The organism is Streptomyces sp. NPDC001381 (assembly GCF_042895685.1).
Classification (GTDB): domain Bacteria; phylum Actinomycetota; class Actinomycetes; order Streptomycetales; family Streptomycetaceae; genus Streptomyces.
This window is the reverse complement of record NZ_JBIAWO010000003.1, coordinates 427,328-444,997: the sequence shown is the minus strand read 5'-3', so window position 1 is coordinate 444,997 and position 17,670 is coordinate 427,328. Positions and strand designations below refer to the sequence as shown.

At 71.1% G+C, this 17,670-nt stretch carries 16 protein-coding genes; 8 read left to right on the top strand and 8 right to left on the bottom strand.

The genetic code is table 11. The features are described from left to right. The first annotated feature begins 68 nt into the window (after positions 1 to 68). From ACFY2L_RS15605 to ACFY2L_RS15595, 3 genes are all read left to right on the top strand, one after another. On the top strand, positions 69 to 743 hold the full coding sequence (locus ACFY2L_RS15605) for a transglycosylase SLT domain-containing protein (RefSeq protein ID WP_390658443.1): 675 nt from the start codon (positions 69 to 71) through the stop codon (positions 741 to 743). Between the two features lie 79 nt (positions 744 to 822). After that, a complete protein-coding gene (locus tag ACFY2L_RS15600; RefSeq protein WP_390822582.1) occupies positions 823 to 1,548 on the top strand; it encodes a transglycosylase SLT domain-containing protein in 726 nt (241 codons plus the stop codon). A 127-nt stretch (positions 1,549 to 1,675) separates the two neighbouring features. Beyond that, complete coding sequence (locus ACFY2L_RS15595; protein WP_390822581.1) at positions 1,676 to 3,016, top strand: AI-2E family transporter; 1,341 nt, start codon at positions 1,676 to 1,678, stop codon at positions 3,014 to 3,016. A 226-nt stretch (positions 3,017 to 3,242) separates the two neighbouring features. Here the strand turns inward: ACFY2L_RS15595 and ACFY2L_RS15590 are convergent, their stop codons facing one another. Beyond that, on the bottom strand, positions 3,243 to 3,776 hold the full coding sequence (locus ACFY2L_RS15590) for an alkyl hydroperoxide reductase (RefSeq protein WP_390658446.1): 534 nt from the start codon (positions 3,774 to 3,776) through the stop codon (positions 3,243 to 3,245). 6 nt (positions 3,777 to 3,782) lie between these two features. Beyond that, positions 3,783 to 4,337, bottom strand: coding sequence for a peroxiredoxin (locus ACFY2L_RS15585; protein ID WP_189934001.1), 555 nt, complete (start codon positions 4,335 to 4,337; stop codon positions 3,783 to 3,785). A gap of 133 nt (positions 4,338 to 4,470) precedes the next feature. Between ACFY2L_RS15585 and ACFY2L_RS15580 the strand changes: the two genes are divergently transcribed. From ACFY2L_RS15580 to ACFY2L_RS15565, 4 genes are all read left to right on the top strand, one after another. After that, a complete protein-coding gene (locus tag ACFY2L_RS15580; RefSeq protein WP_390658447.1) occupies positions 4,471 to 5,430 on the top strand; it encodes a LysR substrate-binding domain-containing protein in 960 nt (319 codons plus the stop codon). 175 nt (positions 5,431 to 5,605) lie between these two features. Beyond that, positions 5,606 to 6,517 (top strand): MarR family transcriptional regulator, encoded by a 912-nt coding sequence (locus tag ACFY2L_RS15575; RefSeq protein ID WP_390822580.1) that lies wholly within the window; start codon positions 5,606 to 5,608, stop codon positions 6,515 to 6,517. Between the two features lie 92 nt (positions 6,518 to 6,609). Next, the gene (locus tag ACFY2L_RS15570) at positions 6,610 to 6,996 is read left to right on the top strand and encodes a roadblock/LC7 domain-containing protein (protein WP_055633839.1); all 387 of its coding nucleotides are present in this window, start codon (positions 6,610 to 6,612) and stop codon (positions 6,994 to 6,996) included. Between the two features lie 4 nt (positions 6,997 to 7,000). Continuing rightward, the gene (locus ACFY2L_RS15565; RefSeq protein ID WP_390658449.1) at positions 7,001 to 7,429 is read left to right on the top strand and encodes a hypothetical protein; all 429 of its coding nucleotides are present in this window, start codon (positions 7,001 to 7,003) and stop codon (positions 7,427 to 7,429) included. A 42-nt stretch (positions 7,430 to 7,471) separates the two neighbouring features. Here ACFY2L_RS15565 and ACFY2L_RS15560 read toward each other — a convergent pair whose 3' ends face one another. From ACFY2L_RS15560 to ACFY2L_RS15540, 5 genes are all read right to left on the bottom strand, one after another. Further along, entirely contained in the window at positions 7,472 to 9,850 is a 2,379-nt protein-coding gene (locus tag ACFY2L_RS15560; RefSeq protein WP_390658450.1) for an ABC transporter permease, read from the bottom strand. Next, on the bottom strand, positions 9,847 to 10,536 hold the full coding sequence (locus ACFY2L_RS15555) for an ABC transporter ATP-binding protein (RefSeq protein ID WP_390658451.1): 690 nt from the start codon (positions 10,534 to 10,536) through the stop codon (positions 9,847 to 9,849). Before ACFY2L_RS15555 ends, ACFY2L_RS15560 begins: the two co-directional genes overlap by 4 nt. Next, a complete protein-coding gene (locus ACFY2L_RS15550; protein WP_390658452.1) occupies positions 10,533 to 11,057 on the bottom strand; it encodes a PadR family transcriptional regulator in 525 nt (174 codons plus the stop codon). Before ACFY2L_RS15550 ends, ACFY2L_RS15555 begins: the two co-directional genes overlap by 4 nt. A 105-nt stretch (positions 11,058 to 11,162) precedes the next feature. Next, positions 11,163 to 11,408: a hypothetical protein gene (locus ACFY2L_RS15545; RefSeq protein ID WP_390658453.1), complete on the bottom strand. Its 246-nt coding sequence runs from the start codon at positions 11,406 to 11,408 to the stop codon at positions 11,163 to 11,165. Then, positions 11,405 to 12,346, bottom strand: a complete 942-nt coding sequence (locus ACFY2L_RS15540; protein ID WP_390658454.1) for an SPFH domain-containing protein — start codon at positions 12,344 to 12,346, stop codon at positions 11,405 to 11,407. The genes ACFY2L_RS15545 and ACFY2L_RS15540 overlap by 4 nt, the downstream gene beginning before the upstream one ends. A gap of 290 nt (positions 12,347 to 12,636) precedes the next feature. Between ACFY2L_RS15540 and ACFY2L_RS15535 the strand changes: the two genes are divergently transcribed. After that, positions 12,637 to 15,117, top strand: coding sequence for a transglycosylase domain-containing protein (locus ACFY2L_RS15535; protein ID WP_390822579.1), 2,481 nt, complete (start codon positions 12,637 to 12,639; stop codon positions 15,115 to 15,117). Positions 15,118 to 15,245: 128 nt separating this feature from the next. Here ACFY2L_RS15535 and ACFY2L_RS15530 read toward each other — a convergent pair whose 3' ends face one another. Then, the gene (locus ACFY2L_RS15530; protein ID WP_390658456.1) at positions 15,246 to 17,348 is read right to left on the bottom strand and encodes a SpoIIE family protein phosphatase; all 2,103 of its coding nucleotides are present in this window, start codon (positions 17,346 to 17,348) and stop codon (positions 15,246 to 15,248) included. Between the last annotated feature and the right edge of the window lie 322 nt (positions 17,349 to 17,670).

The following is a 17,670-nucleotide window of genomic DNA, read 5'->3' as shown; positions in this document are numbered from 1 at the left end:
GGCCAGCGTCAGGGGCACGATTGCGTCCGCCAGGGTCACCGAAGCGGGCGATGCTGGAAGGAAACCGTGTGAGCCGGATCTCGGTCCGGGGATTCGCAGTGGCCTCGGCCACGGCGGTCACCGCTGTCGGAAGCGTCGTCGGCGTTGCCTCGGGCAGCACCGCGCAGACGAACGACGCAGAAGCGACGGCGAGCGACGCGACGCTCCTCGCTGACATACCTGCGGGCCAGCAGGCCCAGGTGCAGACCGCCTCGCTGGCGCAGCAGGCCAACTTCCAGGCCATCGCCGCCGACGAGGGTGCCAAGAAGGAAGCCGAGGAAGCGGCTCGCAAGGCCGCCGCCGAGACCGCCGTCGCGAAGAAGGAGGCCGCCGAGAAGGCGGCCAAGGAGCGCGAAGAGGCCAAGACCAAGGCCAGCCGCAGCTCGTCCGACTTCCCGATCCAGAGCTCCTACACGGTCGCGCAGATCCAGGCCATGGCCGCGCAGATGGTGCCCAGCGGTCAGTTCCAGTGCTTCAGCAACATCGTGGACCACGAGTCCAGCTGGAACTACCACGCGGTCAACGCCTCCTCCGGCGCCTACGGCCTGTTCCAGGCGCTGCCCGCGTCCAAGTACTCCTCCGCGGGGTCCGACTGGCAGACCAACCCGGCCACCCAGATCAAGTGGGGCCTGAACTACATGAACAGCCGGTACGGCAGTCCCTGTGACGCCTGGTCGTTCTGGCAGGCCAACCACTGGTACTGAGCACACACGGCCCCGATGCCGCCCTGCGGCGCCGGGGCCGTTCTCTGTTTCATCTGACGACCCAGCAGAAGGAATCAGTGTGAGCCGAACAGCGGTCCGGGGATTCGCCGTGGCCTCGGCCACCGCGGTCACCACTGTCGGGGCTGTCATGGGAGTGGCGCAGGCCGGCTCCGGACAGGCCGCCCATGACGCGGAGGCGGCGGCGGGCGACTCCACCCTCCTCGCCGACTTACCCGCGGGGCAGCAGGCCCAGGTGCAGACGGCCTCGCTGACCCGGCAGGCCGCCGGCCAGGCCATCGCGGCCGACGCCACCGCCAAGAGGACGGCGGAGGAAGCGGCCCGCAAACAGGCCGCCGAGGAGGCGATCGCCAAGCAGAAGGCAGCCGAGGAGAAGGCCGCCGAGGCGAAGGCGAAGGCGGCCGAGGAAGCCGAACGGGCCGAGGAGCGCCAGAAGGCGGAGACCACGGCCACCACGGCCTCGGGCACCGGCAGCTTCCCCCAGCAGGCGTCCTACACCGTCGCCGAGGTCCAGGCCATCGCCCGCCAGATCGTGCCCGCCGGCCAGTTCCAGTGCTTCAGCAACATCGTGGACCACGAGTCCACCTGGAACTACCAGGCCGTCAACCCCTCCTCCGGCGCCTACGGTCTCGTCCAGGCCTACCCCGGTTCGAAGATGTCGTCCGCCGGTGCCGACTGGCGCACCAACCCGGCCACCCAGATCAAGTGGGGCCTGAACTACATGAACGAACGGTACGGCAGCCCCTGCGACGCCTGGGCCTACTGGCAGGCCAACGGGTCCTACTGAGCCGGTACCGCCGCTCAACCCCGCGCAGCCCCTCCCCGTCCTTAGGTGAGGGGCTTTCGCCCTGTACGGTCGTAAGCCGACGGCTCCAGGGGGAGTGGTGGGGAGAGACGGGGGAAGAGGACGGATCATGTCGCGAGTGCCAGGATGGCTCGGCCGGCTCGGAGCCGGTCTGACCGAGATGGGTGAGCGGCTCGACGAGCGTCGCGCCGAGGCCGAACGGGGGAGCGACACCGACGAGCCGGAGCCGGGAGCGTCCGGGGCCGCCGTCACGCCCCCCGAGGAGCTGCCCCCTCCTGTCCCGCGCCCCGATCCGGTGGAGGCCGTGCCGTGGGGCGTCCGGGTCGCCGCCGAGGCGGGCTGGCGGCTGCTGGTGCTCGCGGGGACCGTCTGGGTGCTGATGAAGGTCATCAGCGCCGTCCAGCTGGTCGTCCTCGCCTTCGTGGTCGCGCTGCTGCTGACCGCCCTGCTCGAACCCACCGTCGCCCGCCTCAGGCGCCGGGGTGTTCCCCAGGGGTTCGCGACCGCGCTCACCGCGATCCTAGGGTTCGTCGTCATCGGCCTGATGGGCTGGTTCGTGACCTGGCAGGTCATGGAGAACATCGACAATCTCTCCGACCAGGTCCAGGACGGCATCGACGACCTGCGCCGCTGGCTGCTCAACAGCCCCTTCCACGTCACCGACAAGCAGATCAACGGCATCGCCGAGAACCTGCGCGACGCGATCGGGGCCAACACCGACTCCATCACCTCGGCGGGCCTGGAGGGCGTCACCGTCGTCGTCGAGGCCCTCACCGGCATCCTGCTGGCGTTCTTCTCGACCCTCTTCCTGCTCTACGACGGCAGGCGCATCTGGGAGTGGACGCTGAAGCTGGTTCCCGCGGTCGCCCGGCCCGGGGTGGCCGGCGCGGGCCCGCGGGCGTGGGCGACGCTCACCGCGTATGTGCGCGGCACCGTGGTGGTGGCGCTCATCGACGCCATCTTCATCGGCCTGGGCATCTACTTCCTCGACGTGCCGATGGCCGTCCCGCTCGCCGTCTTCATCTTCCTGTTCTCCTTCATCCCGCTGGTCGGCGCGGTGGCCTCCGGCGCGCTGGCGGTCGTGGTGGCGCTGGTGACGCAGGGCGTGTTCACCGCGGTGATGACCCTGGCGGTCGTGCTGGCGGTGCAGCAGATCGAGGGGCACATCCTGCAGCCGTTCATCCTCGGCCGCGCGGTACGCGTCCACCCGCTCGCCGTGGTCCTGGCCGTGGCCTCCGGCGGCATGGTCGCGGGCATCGGCGGGGCGGTGGTCGCCGTACCGCTGGTGGCGGTGACGAACACGGTGGTGGGCTATCTGCGGGCGTACTCGCAGGAACCGGCTCTGCGGACGTCGCCGAAGCCGCGGGGGGCGACGGCGCTGGACGTGGCACCCGTCGGCGTGGCCGAGGAGAAGACGGCCCGTCCGGCGGTCGAGGACGAGACCCCTTGAAACGCCGAAGCGGGCGGGCCCGGGGCAGCAGCCCCCGGACCCACCCGCACCGGCACCCCGCCTAGGGGGTGTTCCGAAAGTCCCGCACAGCACCCGCGGCGCCCGGCACGCACCCTCGCCGCACCGGCCGAAGACCCAAGTAGCTCCGCTACGAGGGCCTTCGTCCGGCACGCCGAGGGCACGCACCGAACACCGCGGGCACCGCACAGGACTTACGAAACACCCCCTAGTCGGCGAGCACCGCCTCGGCCTCCAGCGTCACACCGACCGCCTGGATCACCGAGGCGATCTTGAACGCCTCCTGGATGACCTCGCGGTCGACGCCCGCCTTGCGCAGCACCTGCTCGTGGGAGTCGAGGCACAGCCCGCAGCCGTTGATGGCGGAGACGGCGAACGACCACAGCTCGAAGTCGACCTTGTCGACACCGGGGTTGCCGATGACGTTCATCCGCAGGCCCGCCCGCAGGTTGCCGTACTCGTGGTCCGACAGCAGATGGCGGGTGCGGTAGAAGACGTTGTTCATCGCCATCACCGCGGCGGCGGACTTCGCGGCCGTGTACGCCTCAGGCGAGAGGTTGGCCTTGGCCTCCGGCGCCAGCTCGCGCAGGACGAGGGGGGAGCGGGAGGCGATCGCGGTCGCCAGGACCGTGCCCCACAGCTGCTGCGCCGGCAGGTCGGAGTTGCCGATGACCGAACCCAGGTTGAGCCTCAGGTCCTTGGCGTAGTCCGGTATGGCTGACTTGAGGGTGTCGAGGGGCATCTCGGCTCACTCCCCGGCCAGCAGCTTGACCGGGTCGAGGGTGTCCTCGCCCTTGGTCCAGTTGCAGGGGCACAGCTCGTCGGTCTGCAGGGCGTCCAGCACCCGCAGGACCTCCTTGGGGTTGCGGCCGACCGAGCCCGCGGTGACCATCGTGAACTGGATCTCGCGGTTCGGGTCGACGACGAACACGGCGCGCTGGGCGAAGCCGTCCTCGCCCTCGATGCCGAGGTCGCGCATCAGCTCGTGCTTGGAGTCGGCCATCATCGGGAACGGCAGGTCGGTCAGGTCCGGGTGGTCCTTGCGCCAGGCGTGGTGGACGAACTCGGAGTCGCCGGAGAAGCCGAGGATCTGCGCGTCACGGTCGGCGAACTCGTCGTTCAGCTTGCCGAACGCGGCGATCTCGGTCGGGCACACGAAGGTGAAATCCTTGGGCCATGCGAAGACCACGAGCCACTTGCCCTCGTAGGACTTGTGGTGGATCTGCTCGAACTCCTTGCCCTTCTCCAGCGAGACACAGGCGGTCAGTTCGAAGTCGGGGAACTTGTCACCAACAGTGAGCACACGCTCTCCTTGCAGCGAGGAAGTGTCCGGATCGCGGACGCTTCCCTTGGGTCGGACGGCGTCGATCGTGGCACAGGGTGCATTGATTAAAGAAATGGCTACACTCGATTGAGTTGATCGGAGGTGGCTATCAGTGACCGTGGGTAGTGCGGGGGCCAAGAGGCGGCAGCCCAGCCTGGCCCAGCTGAGGGCGTTCGCAGCGGTCGCCGACCATCTGCACTTCCGGGACGCGGCCGCCGCCATCGGCATGAGCCAGCCCGCCCTGTCCGGCGCCGTGTCGGCCCTGGAGGAGACACTCGGCGTCACCCTTCTGGAGCGTACGACCCGCAAGGTACTGCTCTCCCCGGCCGGTGAGCGCCTCGCCGTACGGGCAAGGGCGGTGCTGGAGGAGGTCGGCGCGCTGCTGGAGGAGGCCGAGGCGGTGCGGGCGCCCTTCACCGGCGTGCTGCGCCTGGGGGTCATCCCGACCGTCGCTCCGTATCTGCTGCCGGCCGTGCTGCGCCTGGTCCACGACCGGTATCCGCACCTCGACCTCCAGGTCCACGAGGAACAGACCGCCACCCTCCTCGAGGGTCTCACCACCGGTCGCCTCGACCTGCTGCTGCTCGCCGTGCCCCTCGGCGTGCCCGGCGTGCTCGAACTCCCGCTCTTCGACGAGGACTTCGTGCTCGTCACCCCCCTCGGCCACGAGCTCGGCGGCCGCACGGGCATCCCGCGCGAGGCCCTCAAGGAGCTCCATCTGCTGCTTCTGGACGAGGGGCACTGCCTGCGCGACCAGGCCCTCGACATCTGCCGGGAGGCCGGGCGGGAGGACGCCCCGGTGAGCACCACCGCCGCGGGGCTGTCGACCCTCGTCCAGCTCGTCGCCGGAGGCCTCGGCTGCACCCTGCTGCCGCGCACCGCCGTCACCGTCGAGACCAGCCGCAGCACCCAGCTGCGCACCGGCTCCTTCGCCGAACCCGCCCCCACCCGCCGGATCGCCTTCGCCATGCGCGCGGGCGCGGCGCGGGGCGCGGAGTACGAGGAGCTGGCGGGCGCCCTGCGGGAGGCGCTCAGAACGCTGCCGGTGCGGGTGTGGGACGGGGAGACATGAGGTTTCCGATCGGTCAAATGAGCGCCGAACAAAAAGATTTGAATTCCGCGGGAGAACAACTTCCGTCAGGTCGGGGCAGGTAGCAAATCCCCGACGGGACCCCGCGTCCGGACTGATAGACATTCCCCCCTCAGCGCTACGCGTCAGGCGTATGTGCGAAAGGGCAAGGGGAGTGATGTCGGGCTACGAGCTGCTGGCACGCGCTCTTGCCGCGTGCGTGCGCGAGGGGTTCACGGGCGAGCTGCGGGTGGCGGGCGCACCCGGCGGCACCTTCCATCTGAGCGGCGGACTGATCGCGGCGATCGAGTCGCCGGGTGCCCCCGGCGCGGAGGCGCTGCTGCTGCGCTCCGGGCGGGTCGGCGGTGAGGAGTGGGCCGCGCTGGTGCGCGAGTCCGGCGGCGCCCGCTGGCCGCACGCCGGGCTGATCGCGCACGGCTACGCGGGGGCTGCCCAGCTCCGCGTGGTCTGCGCGATGGCCCTCCAGGACGCCGCGTTCGCGATCGTCGCGGGCAGCGTCGACGGCTGCGAACGCGGCCCGGCGACCGGGCCGCCGCCCGCCCCGGTCGCCATCGGCGAAGCACCCACCCGGCTGCTGCAGGAGGCCTCCCGCAAGCTCTCCGCCCTCCTGGCCATGCCCTGCCCGGTACGCCCGGAGCGGGAGCGCCCCGTGCCCGGTTCCCTCTCGGCCGCCGACCGCCTCGGGCCGCTCCAGCGCGAGCTGCTCACCCACGCCGACGGCCGGCGCACCGCCCGCGACCTCGCCTTCCGCACCGGTCGCGGGGTCTACACCGTCACCGTCGCGGTGGCCCGGATGCTGGGCGAGGGACTGCTGGAGTGCGCGGACGCGCCCGCGCCGATCCCGGTGCGGCTGCCGCCCGGTGGCCAGGGCGTCCACCCCCGGGAACCGGCCCCGCCCCCGCCGCCCTTCCCGGTCCCGGTCCCCCCGGCCGAGCCGCCCCCCGAGCCGGCCGCCCTGCCCCGCCGCCGCCCCGGCGCCAGTGGCATCAACGAGGCACTCGCGCCGGAGCGCCCGACCGGAAACGGCTGGAAGGAGTTCTTCCGCCTGCGGAATCCGACGGCGAAATAGCGGCCCCGCGCCGAATCATCCGAAAGCCCCACGCCGAAACCCCCACAGAGAACAGACGGTCACATGCGATCAGAATCAGGGGAGTTGCACTCATGGACCACAAAGCCCTCGCACAGGAGATGCGTGGCCTGCGCGAGCAGGTGACCGGTATCACCGACACCGCCGTCGCCGCGGCCGACGGGCTGCTCATCGCCGCCGACACGGCCGACTCGATCGACCCGGAGGGCCTCGCCGCCCTCGCCGCGGCCGGTCTCGGCCTCGCCCGCCGCACCTCCGAGGCGACCGCCCGCGGCGCCCTGCACCGCACGGTGACCTACGGCAGCCACGGCTGCGCCGCGTTCTACGCCGTCGGCGACACCGCGCTGATGGTCGTACTGGGAGACGAGGGGATGGACGTGGAGCGCCTGCACCGGGCGACTCAGCCGGCGCTGCGCCGCATCGACCTGATCCTCACCGAGAAAACCGCCGAAGGAGTCTGAAGGGATGGCGACGAAGCGTATGACCCCAGGTTTCTCCGACCAGGTGATGGGCCTGGTCAAGTCACTGCGTACGGATGCCCCCGACTGCGTCGCCTCCGGCGTCGTCGACATGTCCACGGGCATGCTGCTCTCGTACGAGACGGTCGACAACCACCCGCCGGAGGTCCTCGACCTGCTGGCGGGCGCGACGCTCGACCTGTTCCAGGGCCGCACGGTCGTGATGATCGAGGACGTCTTCAAGGAGCGGCGCGGGATCCAGAGCGACAACCACTTCTTCCAGGAGATCCTCGTCAACAGCGACAACCTCACCCACCTGTTCGTGAGGATGAACGAGCAGCAGGACGTCGTCGCGGTCGTCGTCTGCCGCAAGTCCGTCAACGTGGGCATGCTGTTCGCACAGGTGCGGAGGGTGGTGCGGGAGTACCGGCTGTGAACGCGCGGACGGTCCCTCCCCGGGCGGGGAGGGACCGTTTCCTCATTCCGTGCGCAGGCCCTCGGGCCGCATCAGCCGCAGCAGCGGCGGCAGGCTCAGCAGGGTCACCAGCAGCACGACCGCCGCGGCGCAGCCCGTCATCGCCAGCACGCTGCTCCAGTCGACGCCGACCGCCGCGTCCGCCATCTTCAGCAGGATCGCGCCCAGTGTGAGCCCCACCGCCATGGCCAGCAGCAGACCCAGCGCGATCGGGATCGCCGTCTGCCACAGCACCGACAGGCTCAGCGTGCGCCGCCGGGTACCGAAGGCGACCAGCGACGACAGCAGCTTCTTGCGTTCGCGCAACTGCTCCAGCTGCGACACCAGCAGGCTCGCCCCGATCAGCAGCAGCACACAGGCCGAGCCGACGAGCAGGCCGGTGCGGATGGAGGCGAACTTGGTGTCCTGCCGGGTGGGCGCCCAGTTCATCGGTTCGGCCAGCGGGTCCACGCGGGCCGCCGTGTTGCGGGCGTGGTCGTAGGCGTCGGGCACCGACTCGTCCAGCGCCAGGTACAGCTCACCGCTGAGCAGGCTCTCGATCTCCTTGGGCAGCGCGCTCGGCGTCATCAGGAAGCCGCCCCGCCGCTGACCGGTCATGTCGTCGATCGAGTGCGCCGGGATCACACCCTCGGGGACCGTCCAGACGGCCTCCACGCTCTTGCCGGAGGCGGAGTAGGGCCCCTCGGCGTACAGCTTCTTGCCGGGCTTGTTCAGCTTCGGCCCGTCGGCCGTGTACTCGCCGCCGTCGAGGACGAACAGGTCGCCGTCCTTGCACGAGGGCAGCTTCGCCACCTCGCGCAGCGCCGCGCAGTCGCCGACGGTCAGTTCGGTGGACAGCTCCGGGCCGTTCTCGCTCTTCCAGGAGGCGTCGCCCAGGTACTCCTCCCACAGGGCGGTGACCTTGCGGACGCCCCGGGTGTCGGCGAACTTCTGCGCGGTCGCGGCCATCGAGGCGCCGCTCGGGACGCTCACCTGCATCTGCGCCAGGTTCACGTCCTGGCCGGTGGACTTGGTGTACTCGCTCTCCACCCCGGCGAACAGCATCTGCAGGGCGATCGCCCCGGCCACCGCCACCGCGATGCCGTTGACCATCCGGGCCGCCGTACCGCTGCTCAACTGAAGCCGTCGCACGGCGAGTTGCCAGGAGATGCCGCCCGGGCCCAGCCGGCCGACGACCTTCTCGACCAGCCACGGCAGCAGCGCGGTGACCCCGACCAGGAGCAGCAGGACGCCGCCGACCACCAGGTACTCGTTGAACTCGCCGTTGGCGTGGCCCTGTCCCATCATCGGGTAGAGCATCGCGAGGCCCGCCAGCGGCAGCAGCAGCCGCCACCACAGCCGGCGCCGGGACGGCCTGGCCGCGCGGACCACGCCGAGCGGCTCGATGATCACACCGCGCAGGGCGAAGAGGGTGACCAGGACGGCGGCCGTGGGCACCGCCAGCGTGACCAGCGCGGCCAGCAGGGGAGAGGGGTTGAGGTAGCTGGGCCACACGCTCATGCCCATCACCTCCACGGAACCCGCCACCTCGCGGCCGATCAGGAAGAACACCGTGCCGAGGACCAGCCCGAGCAGCGCCCCGGCCAGTGCCTCGCCCGCCGCGATGCGCCGGGTCATCCGGCCGTCCGAGCCGATCAGCCGGAGGGCCGCGAGCCTGCGGTCGCGCCGCTCGCCGCCGAACCGCACGGCCGCGGCGATGAACACGGCGACCGGCATCAGCAGCACCACGATGACCACGAGGATCAGCAGGAGCAGTACCGGGTCGGTCTTCTCGGTCGTCGGATTCGGGTCGCCGAACTTGGTCAGCCGGGCCACCCCGCCGCTGTCGACGTGCGCGTCCAGCCCCGCGGCGCCCGCGTAGTAGGCGAGCTCACGCGAGCCGATCAGCCCTTCCTCGCCGATCGTCCCGACGATCCGGTACGGCAGCCGCTCGCGCAGCAGCGCCGAACCGTCGGCGGCGAGCAGCTTCTTCAGCGCGGGCGACACCACCATCTCGCCCTTGGCCGGGTACGCGTCCACCCCGGGCGGCAGCGGGGCCCGCGGCCCCTCCGGCTCCACCAGCCGGCCGCGCACGTCCTGGTCGCGGAAGGTGGTGTCGACATGGCCGACCACCACGGTGTCGTCGGCCTTCGCCGGGGACGCCTCGGTCCACGAGTAGTCCATCCGGGCCTGTTCGCGCTCGTGCCGGACCGCGAGCGCGTTCGGCACCGCCGTCGTCAGCAGCAGCACCGCCACGCCCAGCCCGACGCCCACCGCCGTCAGGACGGCCCGGATCCACCCCTCCCGTCCGCCGCTGAAGGCGAACCGGAGCCCCAGCCCCAGATCCCTGACCCGTCCCCACGCCCGGCTGTGCTCACGGGCGGGCCCCCCTCCCTTGTTCATACGGCCCGCTCCATGTCCCGGGACTTCCCGTCCCGTACGACGATCTCGCGGTCGGAGTAGGCGGCCACCCGTGCCTCGTGCGTCACCAGCACCACGGCCGCGTTGGCCGACCGGGCCGCCTCGGTGAGCAGCTCCATCACCCGCTCGCCGTTGAGCGAGTCCAGCGCGCCGGTCGGCTCGTCGGCGAAGACGACCCGCGGGCTGGTGACCAGCGAGCGCGCCACCGCCACCCGCTGGCCCTGGCCGCCCGAGACCTCCCCGGGCCGCTTCTTCGCGAGGTCGTCGACCTCCAGCCGCTCCATCCAGCCCAGCGCGGTGCGTTCGGCCTGCTTGCGCGAGGTGCCGTTCAGCCGCAGCGGCAGGGCCACGTTCTCCACACAGGTCAGCTCCGGCACCAGCTGGCCGAACTGGAACACGAACCCGAACTCCGAGCGCCGCAGCAGGCTGCGCCGGGCGTCGTTCATCGTCGCGAGCTCCTGGCCGTCGTAGCGGATCGAGCCGGAGTCGGGCGTCACGATGCCGGCGAGGCAGTGCAGCAGGGTCGACTTGCCGGACCCGGACGGGCCCATCACGGCGACGACCTCGCCGGGGTGGATGGAGAACTCGGCGCCGTCCAGCGCCATGGTCGGGCCGTACGCCTTGCGCAGGTTCTCGGCGACGAGCAGGGATCCCCCGGGAGCGTTCATGCCGTCACCGTGGCCTTCAGTTTGTCGAGGCGCGCGGCGGTGAGCTCCAGCCAGCGCAGGTCGGCCTCGAGGTGGAACAGGGCGTGGTCGCAGATCAGCTGGTCGGCGAGGTCGCCGCCGCGCTTGCGGTCGGTCAGGATGCGCATGCTGCGCAGGTGCTCCGCCCGCTGGGTGTCGAGGATGTCGGCCGCGTCGCGCTCGGTGAGCAGGGCCAGGACGACCTTCGTGTACAGGGTCGACTGCAGATAGGGCTCGGGCTTCTCGGGCGTGGCGAGCCAGCGCTCCACGTCGGTGATCCCGGCGTCGGTGATCGCGTACCGCTTGCGCTCGGGGCCGCCGCCGGCCTCGATGCCGTCGACCTCGACGAGGCCGTGCTTCAGCAGACGCGACATCGTCGAGTAGACCTGGCCGTAGTGCAGCGGCCGGTCGTGACCGAACTTCTCGTCGAAGGCCCGCTTCAGGTCGTAACCGTGTCGGGGCCCGGACTCCAGGAGTCCCAGGAGGGTGTGACCGATGGACATGGGCAGGACTGTACACGCGGTGTATACCCCGGGTGTATACGCGGAGTGGGGGGTGCGTGGCAGCGCGTGGGGGTGCGCTGGTGAGGGCCGATTGTCACCGTTCTGCTACAGGCGCGGGTCCGTGCCCGGCGGCCGTCCCCGGCGCGGGATGGGTCCGGCGTCCCCCGGCAGCCGCCCCGCCTCCTTGAGTGCTTTCCGCAGCAGGAACTCGATCTGCGCGTTCGCCGACCGCAGCTCGTCGGAGGCCCAGCGGGCCAGCGCGTCGTGGACCAGCGGGTCGAGCCGCAGCAGCACCTGCTTGCGCTGCTGCGGCCGGCGCCGAGGGGCCGAACCCTCTTCGGGGGAGGTCACTGGTAGAGCGTCCCCGTGTTGAGGACGGGCTGCGGCGCCCGGTCCCCGCAGAGCACCACCATCAGGTTGGACACCATCGCCGCCTTCCGCTCCTCGTCCAGTTCCACGATGTCCTGCTCGGCGATCCGGCTGAGCGCGGCCTCGACCATCCCGACGGCCCCGTCCACGATCTCCCGCCGTGCCGCGACCACCGCGCCCGCCTGCTGCCGCTGGAGCATCGCCGAGGCGATCTCGGGAGCGTACGCGAGGTGGGTGAAGCGGGACTCGATGATCCGCACCCCGGCCGCCTCCACACGCGCGTGCAGTTCGGCCGCGAGCTTCTCGGTGATCTCCTCGGCGTTGCCGCGCAGGGAGAGGCCGTCCTCGTCGTGGGAGTCGTAGGGGTACTCGATGGCGATGTGCCGGACGGCCGCCTCGGTCTGGGTGGCGACGAACTCCAGGAAGTCGTCCACCTCGAAGGTGGCCTGCGCGGTGTCCTGCACCTTCCACACCACGACGGCGGCGAGCTCGATGGGGTTGCCGTAGGCGTCGTTGACCTTCAGGACGGCCGTCTCGTGGTTGCGGACCCGGGTGGAGATCTTCTCGCGGGAGGTGAAGGGGTTCACCCAGCGCAGTCCGTCCTCGCGGATCGTGCCCCGGTAGCGGCCGAAGAGCTGCACCACGCGCGCCTCGCCCGGCGCCACCGTGTTCAGCCCGCACATCGACAGGAACGCGGCGAGTCCTATGACGATGCCGCAGACGATCAGCGCGGCCTTGGCGCCGGTCGCGGTCACCGTCGTGGCCAGGGCGATCAGCCCGGCGCCGGCCAGCAGCCCGACCAGTCCGGACAGCAGCGCGAGCCCGCCGCCCACGCTGTGCGCCGGGAACTCCCGGACGCGCGGCGCGGGCATCTCGGGAACGTCGGCGGTGGGGCCGGCTGCGGTGTGGGCAGTGGGCATGGGTGGATCCCCCGTTTCGTACACGTATGAACCGTCTTTGCACGGTCCACGGCTAGCTCTGGTCTAGCTAAGTGATATCACTTTACACCCGGATGGCAACCCTGAACCCCTATCGTTCGTCGGATCTGGTGGAGTGGTATGCCGGTCCCGCCGGTCAGGGTGCTGATTCTCACCCCCTCCGAAGACCGGATCGAGAGCCCTTCGTCACAGCGGGCGGTGTTAGTTTTCTGAGCTGACCTGCCTCCGGGCACTGGTGTGACTGCCGAGTAGGAAGCGGAGCGAGCGGACTCATGGGACGAGCGGACGAGAGACGAGCGCGACAGCGTGGTGGCCGCCGCGCTGCGCCCAGGAACCGTTCGTCGCGGACGGACGCACCCCCGTCGCGGCGCGAGCCGGCGTCGGACTCCTCCGCGCCGGCCGCCACCGCCACCACGACCGCCGACAGCCGCGAGGACGCGGCCCCCGGAGGGCGCGCGGCAGCACGCAGAGCGGCCGCCGGCAAGAAGGGCGGCCGGGGCGGCAAGGGCGGCAAGGGCGGCAAGGGCGGCAAGAAGGAGAAGAGCCTCATACGCCGGATCTTCACCTGGAAGAAGATCCTCGGCGCGTTCCTCATCATGACCACGGCCGTCATCGGCGCCCTGGTCTGGCTGTACATCAGCACGCCGATACCCGCGGGCAACCCCGACGCCAAGCTGCAGAGCAACGTCTACGAATACGAGGACGGCTCGATCGCCACCCGCGACGGCGACGTCAACCGTGAGAACGTCGACCTCTCCAGGGTCCCCAAGGCCGTCCGGTACACCTTCGTCGCCGCCGAGAACAAGACCTTCTACACGGACGCGGGCGTCGACCTCAAGGGCACCACCCGGGGCATCCTCAACACCCTCATGGGCAAGGGCGCGCAGGGCGGTTCGACGATCACCCAGCAGTACGTCAAGAACTACTACCTGAGCCAGGAACAGACCGTCACGCGCAAGCTGAAGGAACTGGTCATCTCCCTGAAGCTGGACCGGGAGAAGGACAAGAACTACATCCTGGCCGGCTACATCAACACCAGCTACTACGGCCGCGGCGCCTACGGCATCCAGGCCGCCGCCCAGGCCTACTACCGCGTCGACGCCGACGAGCTCACCGTCGAGCAGGGCGCCTACCTCGCCGCCCTGCTCCAGGCCCCCAGCCAGTACGACTGGGCCGTCGCCACCGACACCGGCAAGCGCCTGGTCAAGGCCCGCTGGAACTACGTCCTCGACAACATGGTCGAGCAGGACTGGCTCGACAAGTCCGAGCGCGAGGAGATGACGTTCCCGGAGCCCAAGGCGCCGAAGGCCGCACCGGGCCAGGAGGGCCAGACCGGCTACCTGGTGTACGCGGCCAACGTCGAGCTGGCCAGGCAACTCGTCGCCACGGGCATCGCCGACGACTTCGAGTCCGCCGCCGCCCTGGTCAAGAAGGGCGGCTGGAACATCCAGCTCAACATCGACAAGGGCAAGCAGAAGGCGCTGGAGAAGGCGGTCAAGGAGCAGCTGACCAGCAAGCTCGACGCGAAGAAGCGCCCCGTCGACGGCGACGTCCAGGCGGGCGCGGTCTCGGTGGACCCGAAGACGGGCGCCGTGGTGGCGATGTACGGCGGCAAGGGCTACACCGACCACTACGTCAACAACGCCACCCGCACCGACTACCAGCCCGCCTCCACCTTCAAGCCGGTGATCCTCGCCGCGGCCTTCGACGAGAACGCCAAGACCCAGGACGGCGAAGAGATCACGGCCAACACGCTCTACGACGGCACCAGCAAGCGCCCGGTCGTCGGCAGCGACATCGGCTTCGCGCCGGAGAACGAGGACGACCAGGACTACGGCGACGTCACCGTCCAGACGGCGCTGAACAAGTCCATCAACTCCGTCTTCGCGCAGATGGGTGTCGACGTCGGGATGGACAAGGTGCTGAAGGTCGCCAACGACCTCGGCATGGACACCGCGGACCTCAAGGCGGTGCCGGCCCAGACCCTCGGCACCATGGGCGCCAGCCCCCTGCAGATGGCCGGCGTCTACGCCACCCTCGACAACCACGGCAAGAAGGTCACCCCGGCGCTGATCAAGTCGGCGACGAACAGCGCCTACCCGACGTTCAAGCACACCGACCCCATCGGCGAGCAGGTGATCGACCGGGAGGCCGCCGACTCGGTCACCTCGGTGCTCACCGGCGTGGTCGACGACGGTACGGCCAAGAAGTCCGTACGGGACAACCCGCTGCGCAAGGGCCAGAAGGTGGCCGGCAAGACGGGTACCTCCGACAACAACAAGTCGGCCTGGTTCACCGGCTACACCCCCGACCTGGTGACCTCGGTCGGCCTGTTCGGCGAGGACGCCAAGACCCACGCCCAGGTCCCCCTGACCGGCGCGACGACGGGCCTGACCACGGTCGCGGGCCGGATCAACGGTGGTGGCTTCCCGGCGCAGATCTGGGCGGCGTACACCTTCGGCGTCTCCACCAAGGTCACCAAGTTCGACCTGGAGACCGACCAGGGCGCGGCGGTCCAGACGGCGTCCCCGTCCCCGACGGCCGCTCCGTCACCGAGCGAGACCCCGTCCGAGACGCCGACGACGGACAACACCCCGACGAACACGCCGACGACCAGCGCGCCGACGACCAGCGCGCCGACGACCAGCGCGCCGACGACGAGTGAGCCGACGGGCGGCACGACGACGCCACCGAGCACACAGGACCCGACGACGGACCCGCCCAACCCGACGGATCCGCTGGCCGGTCAGTAGAGCGACAGGGAAGGGCGCCCGGTGATCACCGGGCGCCCTTCCCCGCTTCACGGGCGCGGGGAACCGCGCGATCTCACTTCACGGGGCGCGGGAACCGCGCGAGCGACCCCCGCGGCCCCGCAGCCGCCCTACGACCGGTTCAGCTCGAACCACACGACTTTCCCGGTACTGAGCCGAGTGGCCCCCCACCGGCGGGCCAGCCGATTGACCAGATACAGCCCGCGCCCACCCTCATCGGTGGCCCGGGCCTGCCGCAGCCGGGGCAGCTGCGGCACATCGTCCCCGACCTCGCACCGCAGCACATCGGTCCGCAGCAGCCGCAGGGTCACCGGCCGCGAGGCATACCGCACCGCGTTGGTGACGACTTCGCTCACCAGCAGCTCGACGGAGTCGGTCAGGTCCTCCATCCCCCACCGGGACAGCGCCCGCCGGGCCAGCCGCCGGGCACGGCCCGGCGCCGCGTCCTCCGGCTCCAGGAACCAGTACGCCACATCGCTCGGCGCGATCCCGTCGAAGCGGGCGGCGAGCAGCGCGATGTCGTCGTCCCGGTCGCCCGGCCCGAGCATGTCGAGCACCTCGTCGCACAGCGCCTCCAGCGGCGGCGGATGGTCGGGCCCCGTGAGCTGGGCCGTCGCGGCCAGCTTCTCCCGCAACTGCTCTATCCCGGTCGCCACGTCCCGCAGCCGTGACTCCACCAGTCCGTCGGTGTACAGCAGCAGCGTCGCACCGGCCGGCGCGTCCAGCTCCACCGCCTCGAAGTCGACCCCGCCCACGCCGATCGGCGCCCCCGGCGGCACCCTGAGCACCTCGGCCCGGCCGCCCAGATGCAGCAGGACCGGCGGGGGATGGCCGGCGTTGGCGATGGTGATGCGGTGCGAGACGGGGTCGTAGACCGCGTAGAGGCAGGTCGCCATGCGGTCGGAGCCCAGCCGCTGGGCCTGCTCGTCGAGGTGGTGCAGCACCTCCTGCGGAGGCAGGTCGAGCCCGGCGAGCGTCTGGGCGGTCGTCCGCAGCTGCCCCATGATCGCGGCCGAGGTCATCGAGTGCCCCATGACGTCGCCCACGACCAGCGCGACCCGGCTGCCGGGCAGCGGGATCGCGTCGTACCAGTCGCCGCCCACCCGCGCGGTCTCCGCGGCCGGCAGATAGCGCGACGCCAGCCGTACGCCGGTGGGCCGCGGCAGGTGCTCCGGCAGCATGGTGCGCTGCAACTCGTCGGCGATGTACGCCTCCCGGTCGTACAGCACCGCCTTGTCGATGCCGAGCGCGCTGTGCGTGGCGAGCTGGGCCGCCACCAGCAGGTCGTCGTTCTCGAACGGGAGGCGTTCCGGACGGCGCAGGAAGACCGCCGCGCCGATCACCCGGCGGCGGCCCCGCAGCGGGGCCAGGACGGCCCGCTGGCCGTCCGGGACGACCAAGGAGCTGTCCTCGCCCAGGAGCTCGGGCAGCGCGGCCCGGGCGGCCGGACTGTCGGCGAACACCGGGCGCACCCCGCGCAGCACCTCCGCGAGCGCCCCGCCGGGCCGCACCTCGCACAGTTCCGCGATCGCGGAGGACAACTCGGCGGTCAGCTCACCCGGTTCCGGGGGCGGCAGGGCGAGCGCGGCGAAGCCGGTCTCGGTGTCGCGCTCCTCCGGGATGCGGTCGGTGCGCCGCAGCCGCAGCATGACGCGATCGGCCACCGGCCGCTCGTCGCCGACCGGCAGCGGGTCGCGCAGATAGACGAGGATCGCGTCGGAGAAGGTCGGCACGGTGGCCCGGCACAGCCCCATCACGATCTCGTCGAGGTCCAGGCCGCGGGCGATCCGCCGGGTCGCGGCACCCACGAAACGCAGCCGGTCCCCGTCCCGCCGCATCGGTGTCGGCCGCCCCGGCGTCACCCCTTGCCCCGTACGACGCTCGGAGCGCACGTCACCTCCCGGCTGGGGCGGGATGGACTCGGGCGCCGGACGCGGCCGGTGGCTGTCGGGTTCGGTGCCGGCCGCCGGCTGGGAGTGCTCGGCCTGGGGACCGGCGTGATCCTTTCCCTTGGCACTCTGGTTTCCCTTGCTGCCCTTCCCGCTGGTGGCATGCGACGCGGTGGTGCCAGGGCCGTCCTCCGTGCGGCCCTGGCCGGCGGCGGGAGGTAAGACGCCCGAGCCGTCCGGCGCCGGGGTACGCAGGAGCGCCCCGCGGGGGTCCGTGGGGTCGGCGCCCTGGGGGCGTTCGTAGCTGGTGGGCTGCTCCGTCACGCGTGTCGAATCCGTCCGTCCGGGGCTGCGTGCCGCGCACGCAGTTGGTCCCGCAGAAAACCCGATACCCGGAATGCGTGTCCCCGGAACGGAATTCCCGCGTGGTCAGAGGCTGTTCCTGTGTCACCGGAGGACCGGGCGCGGCCCTGGCGGCCGACGCCGAAAGTCCCTTCGGCCCCGCCGGTGTTGCCCTCGTACCCCTCGCTCACGTCCTGCCGCCCCTCGGTGACGTTCGGTCAGACCCGGTGTCGGCCCCGGGAGTTGCTGTTCGGTGGTGTTGCGGAGGACGATCCTACGTTTCCTGCCCCGGGGCGCATCAAGG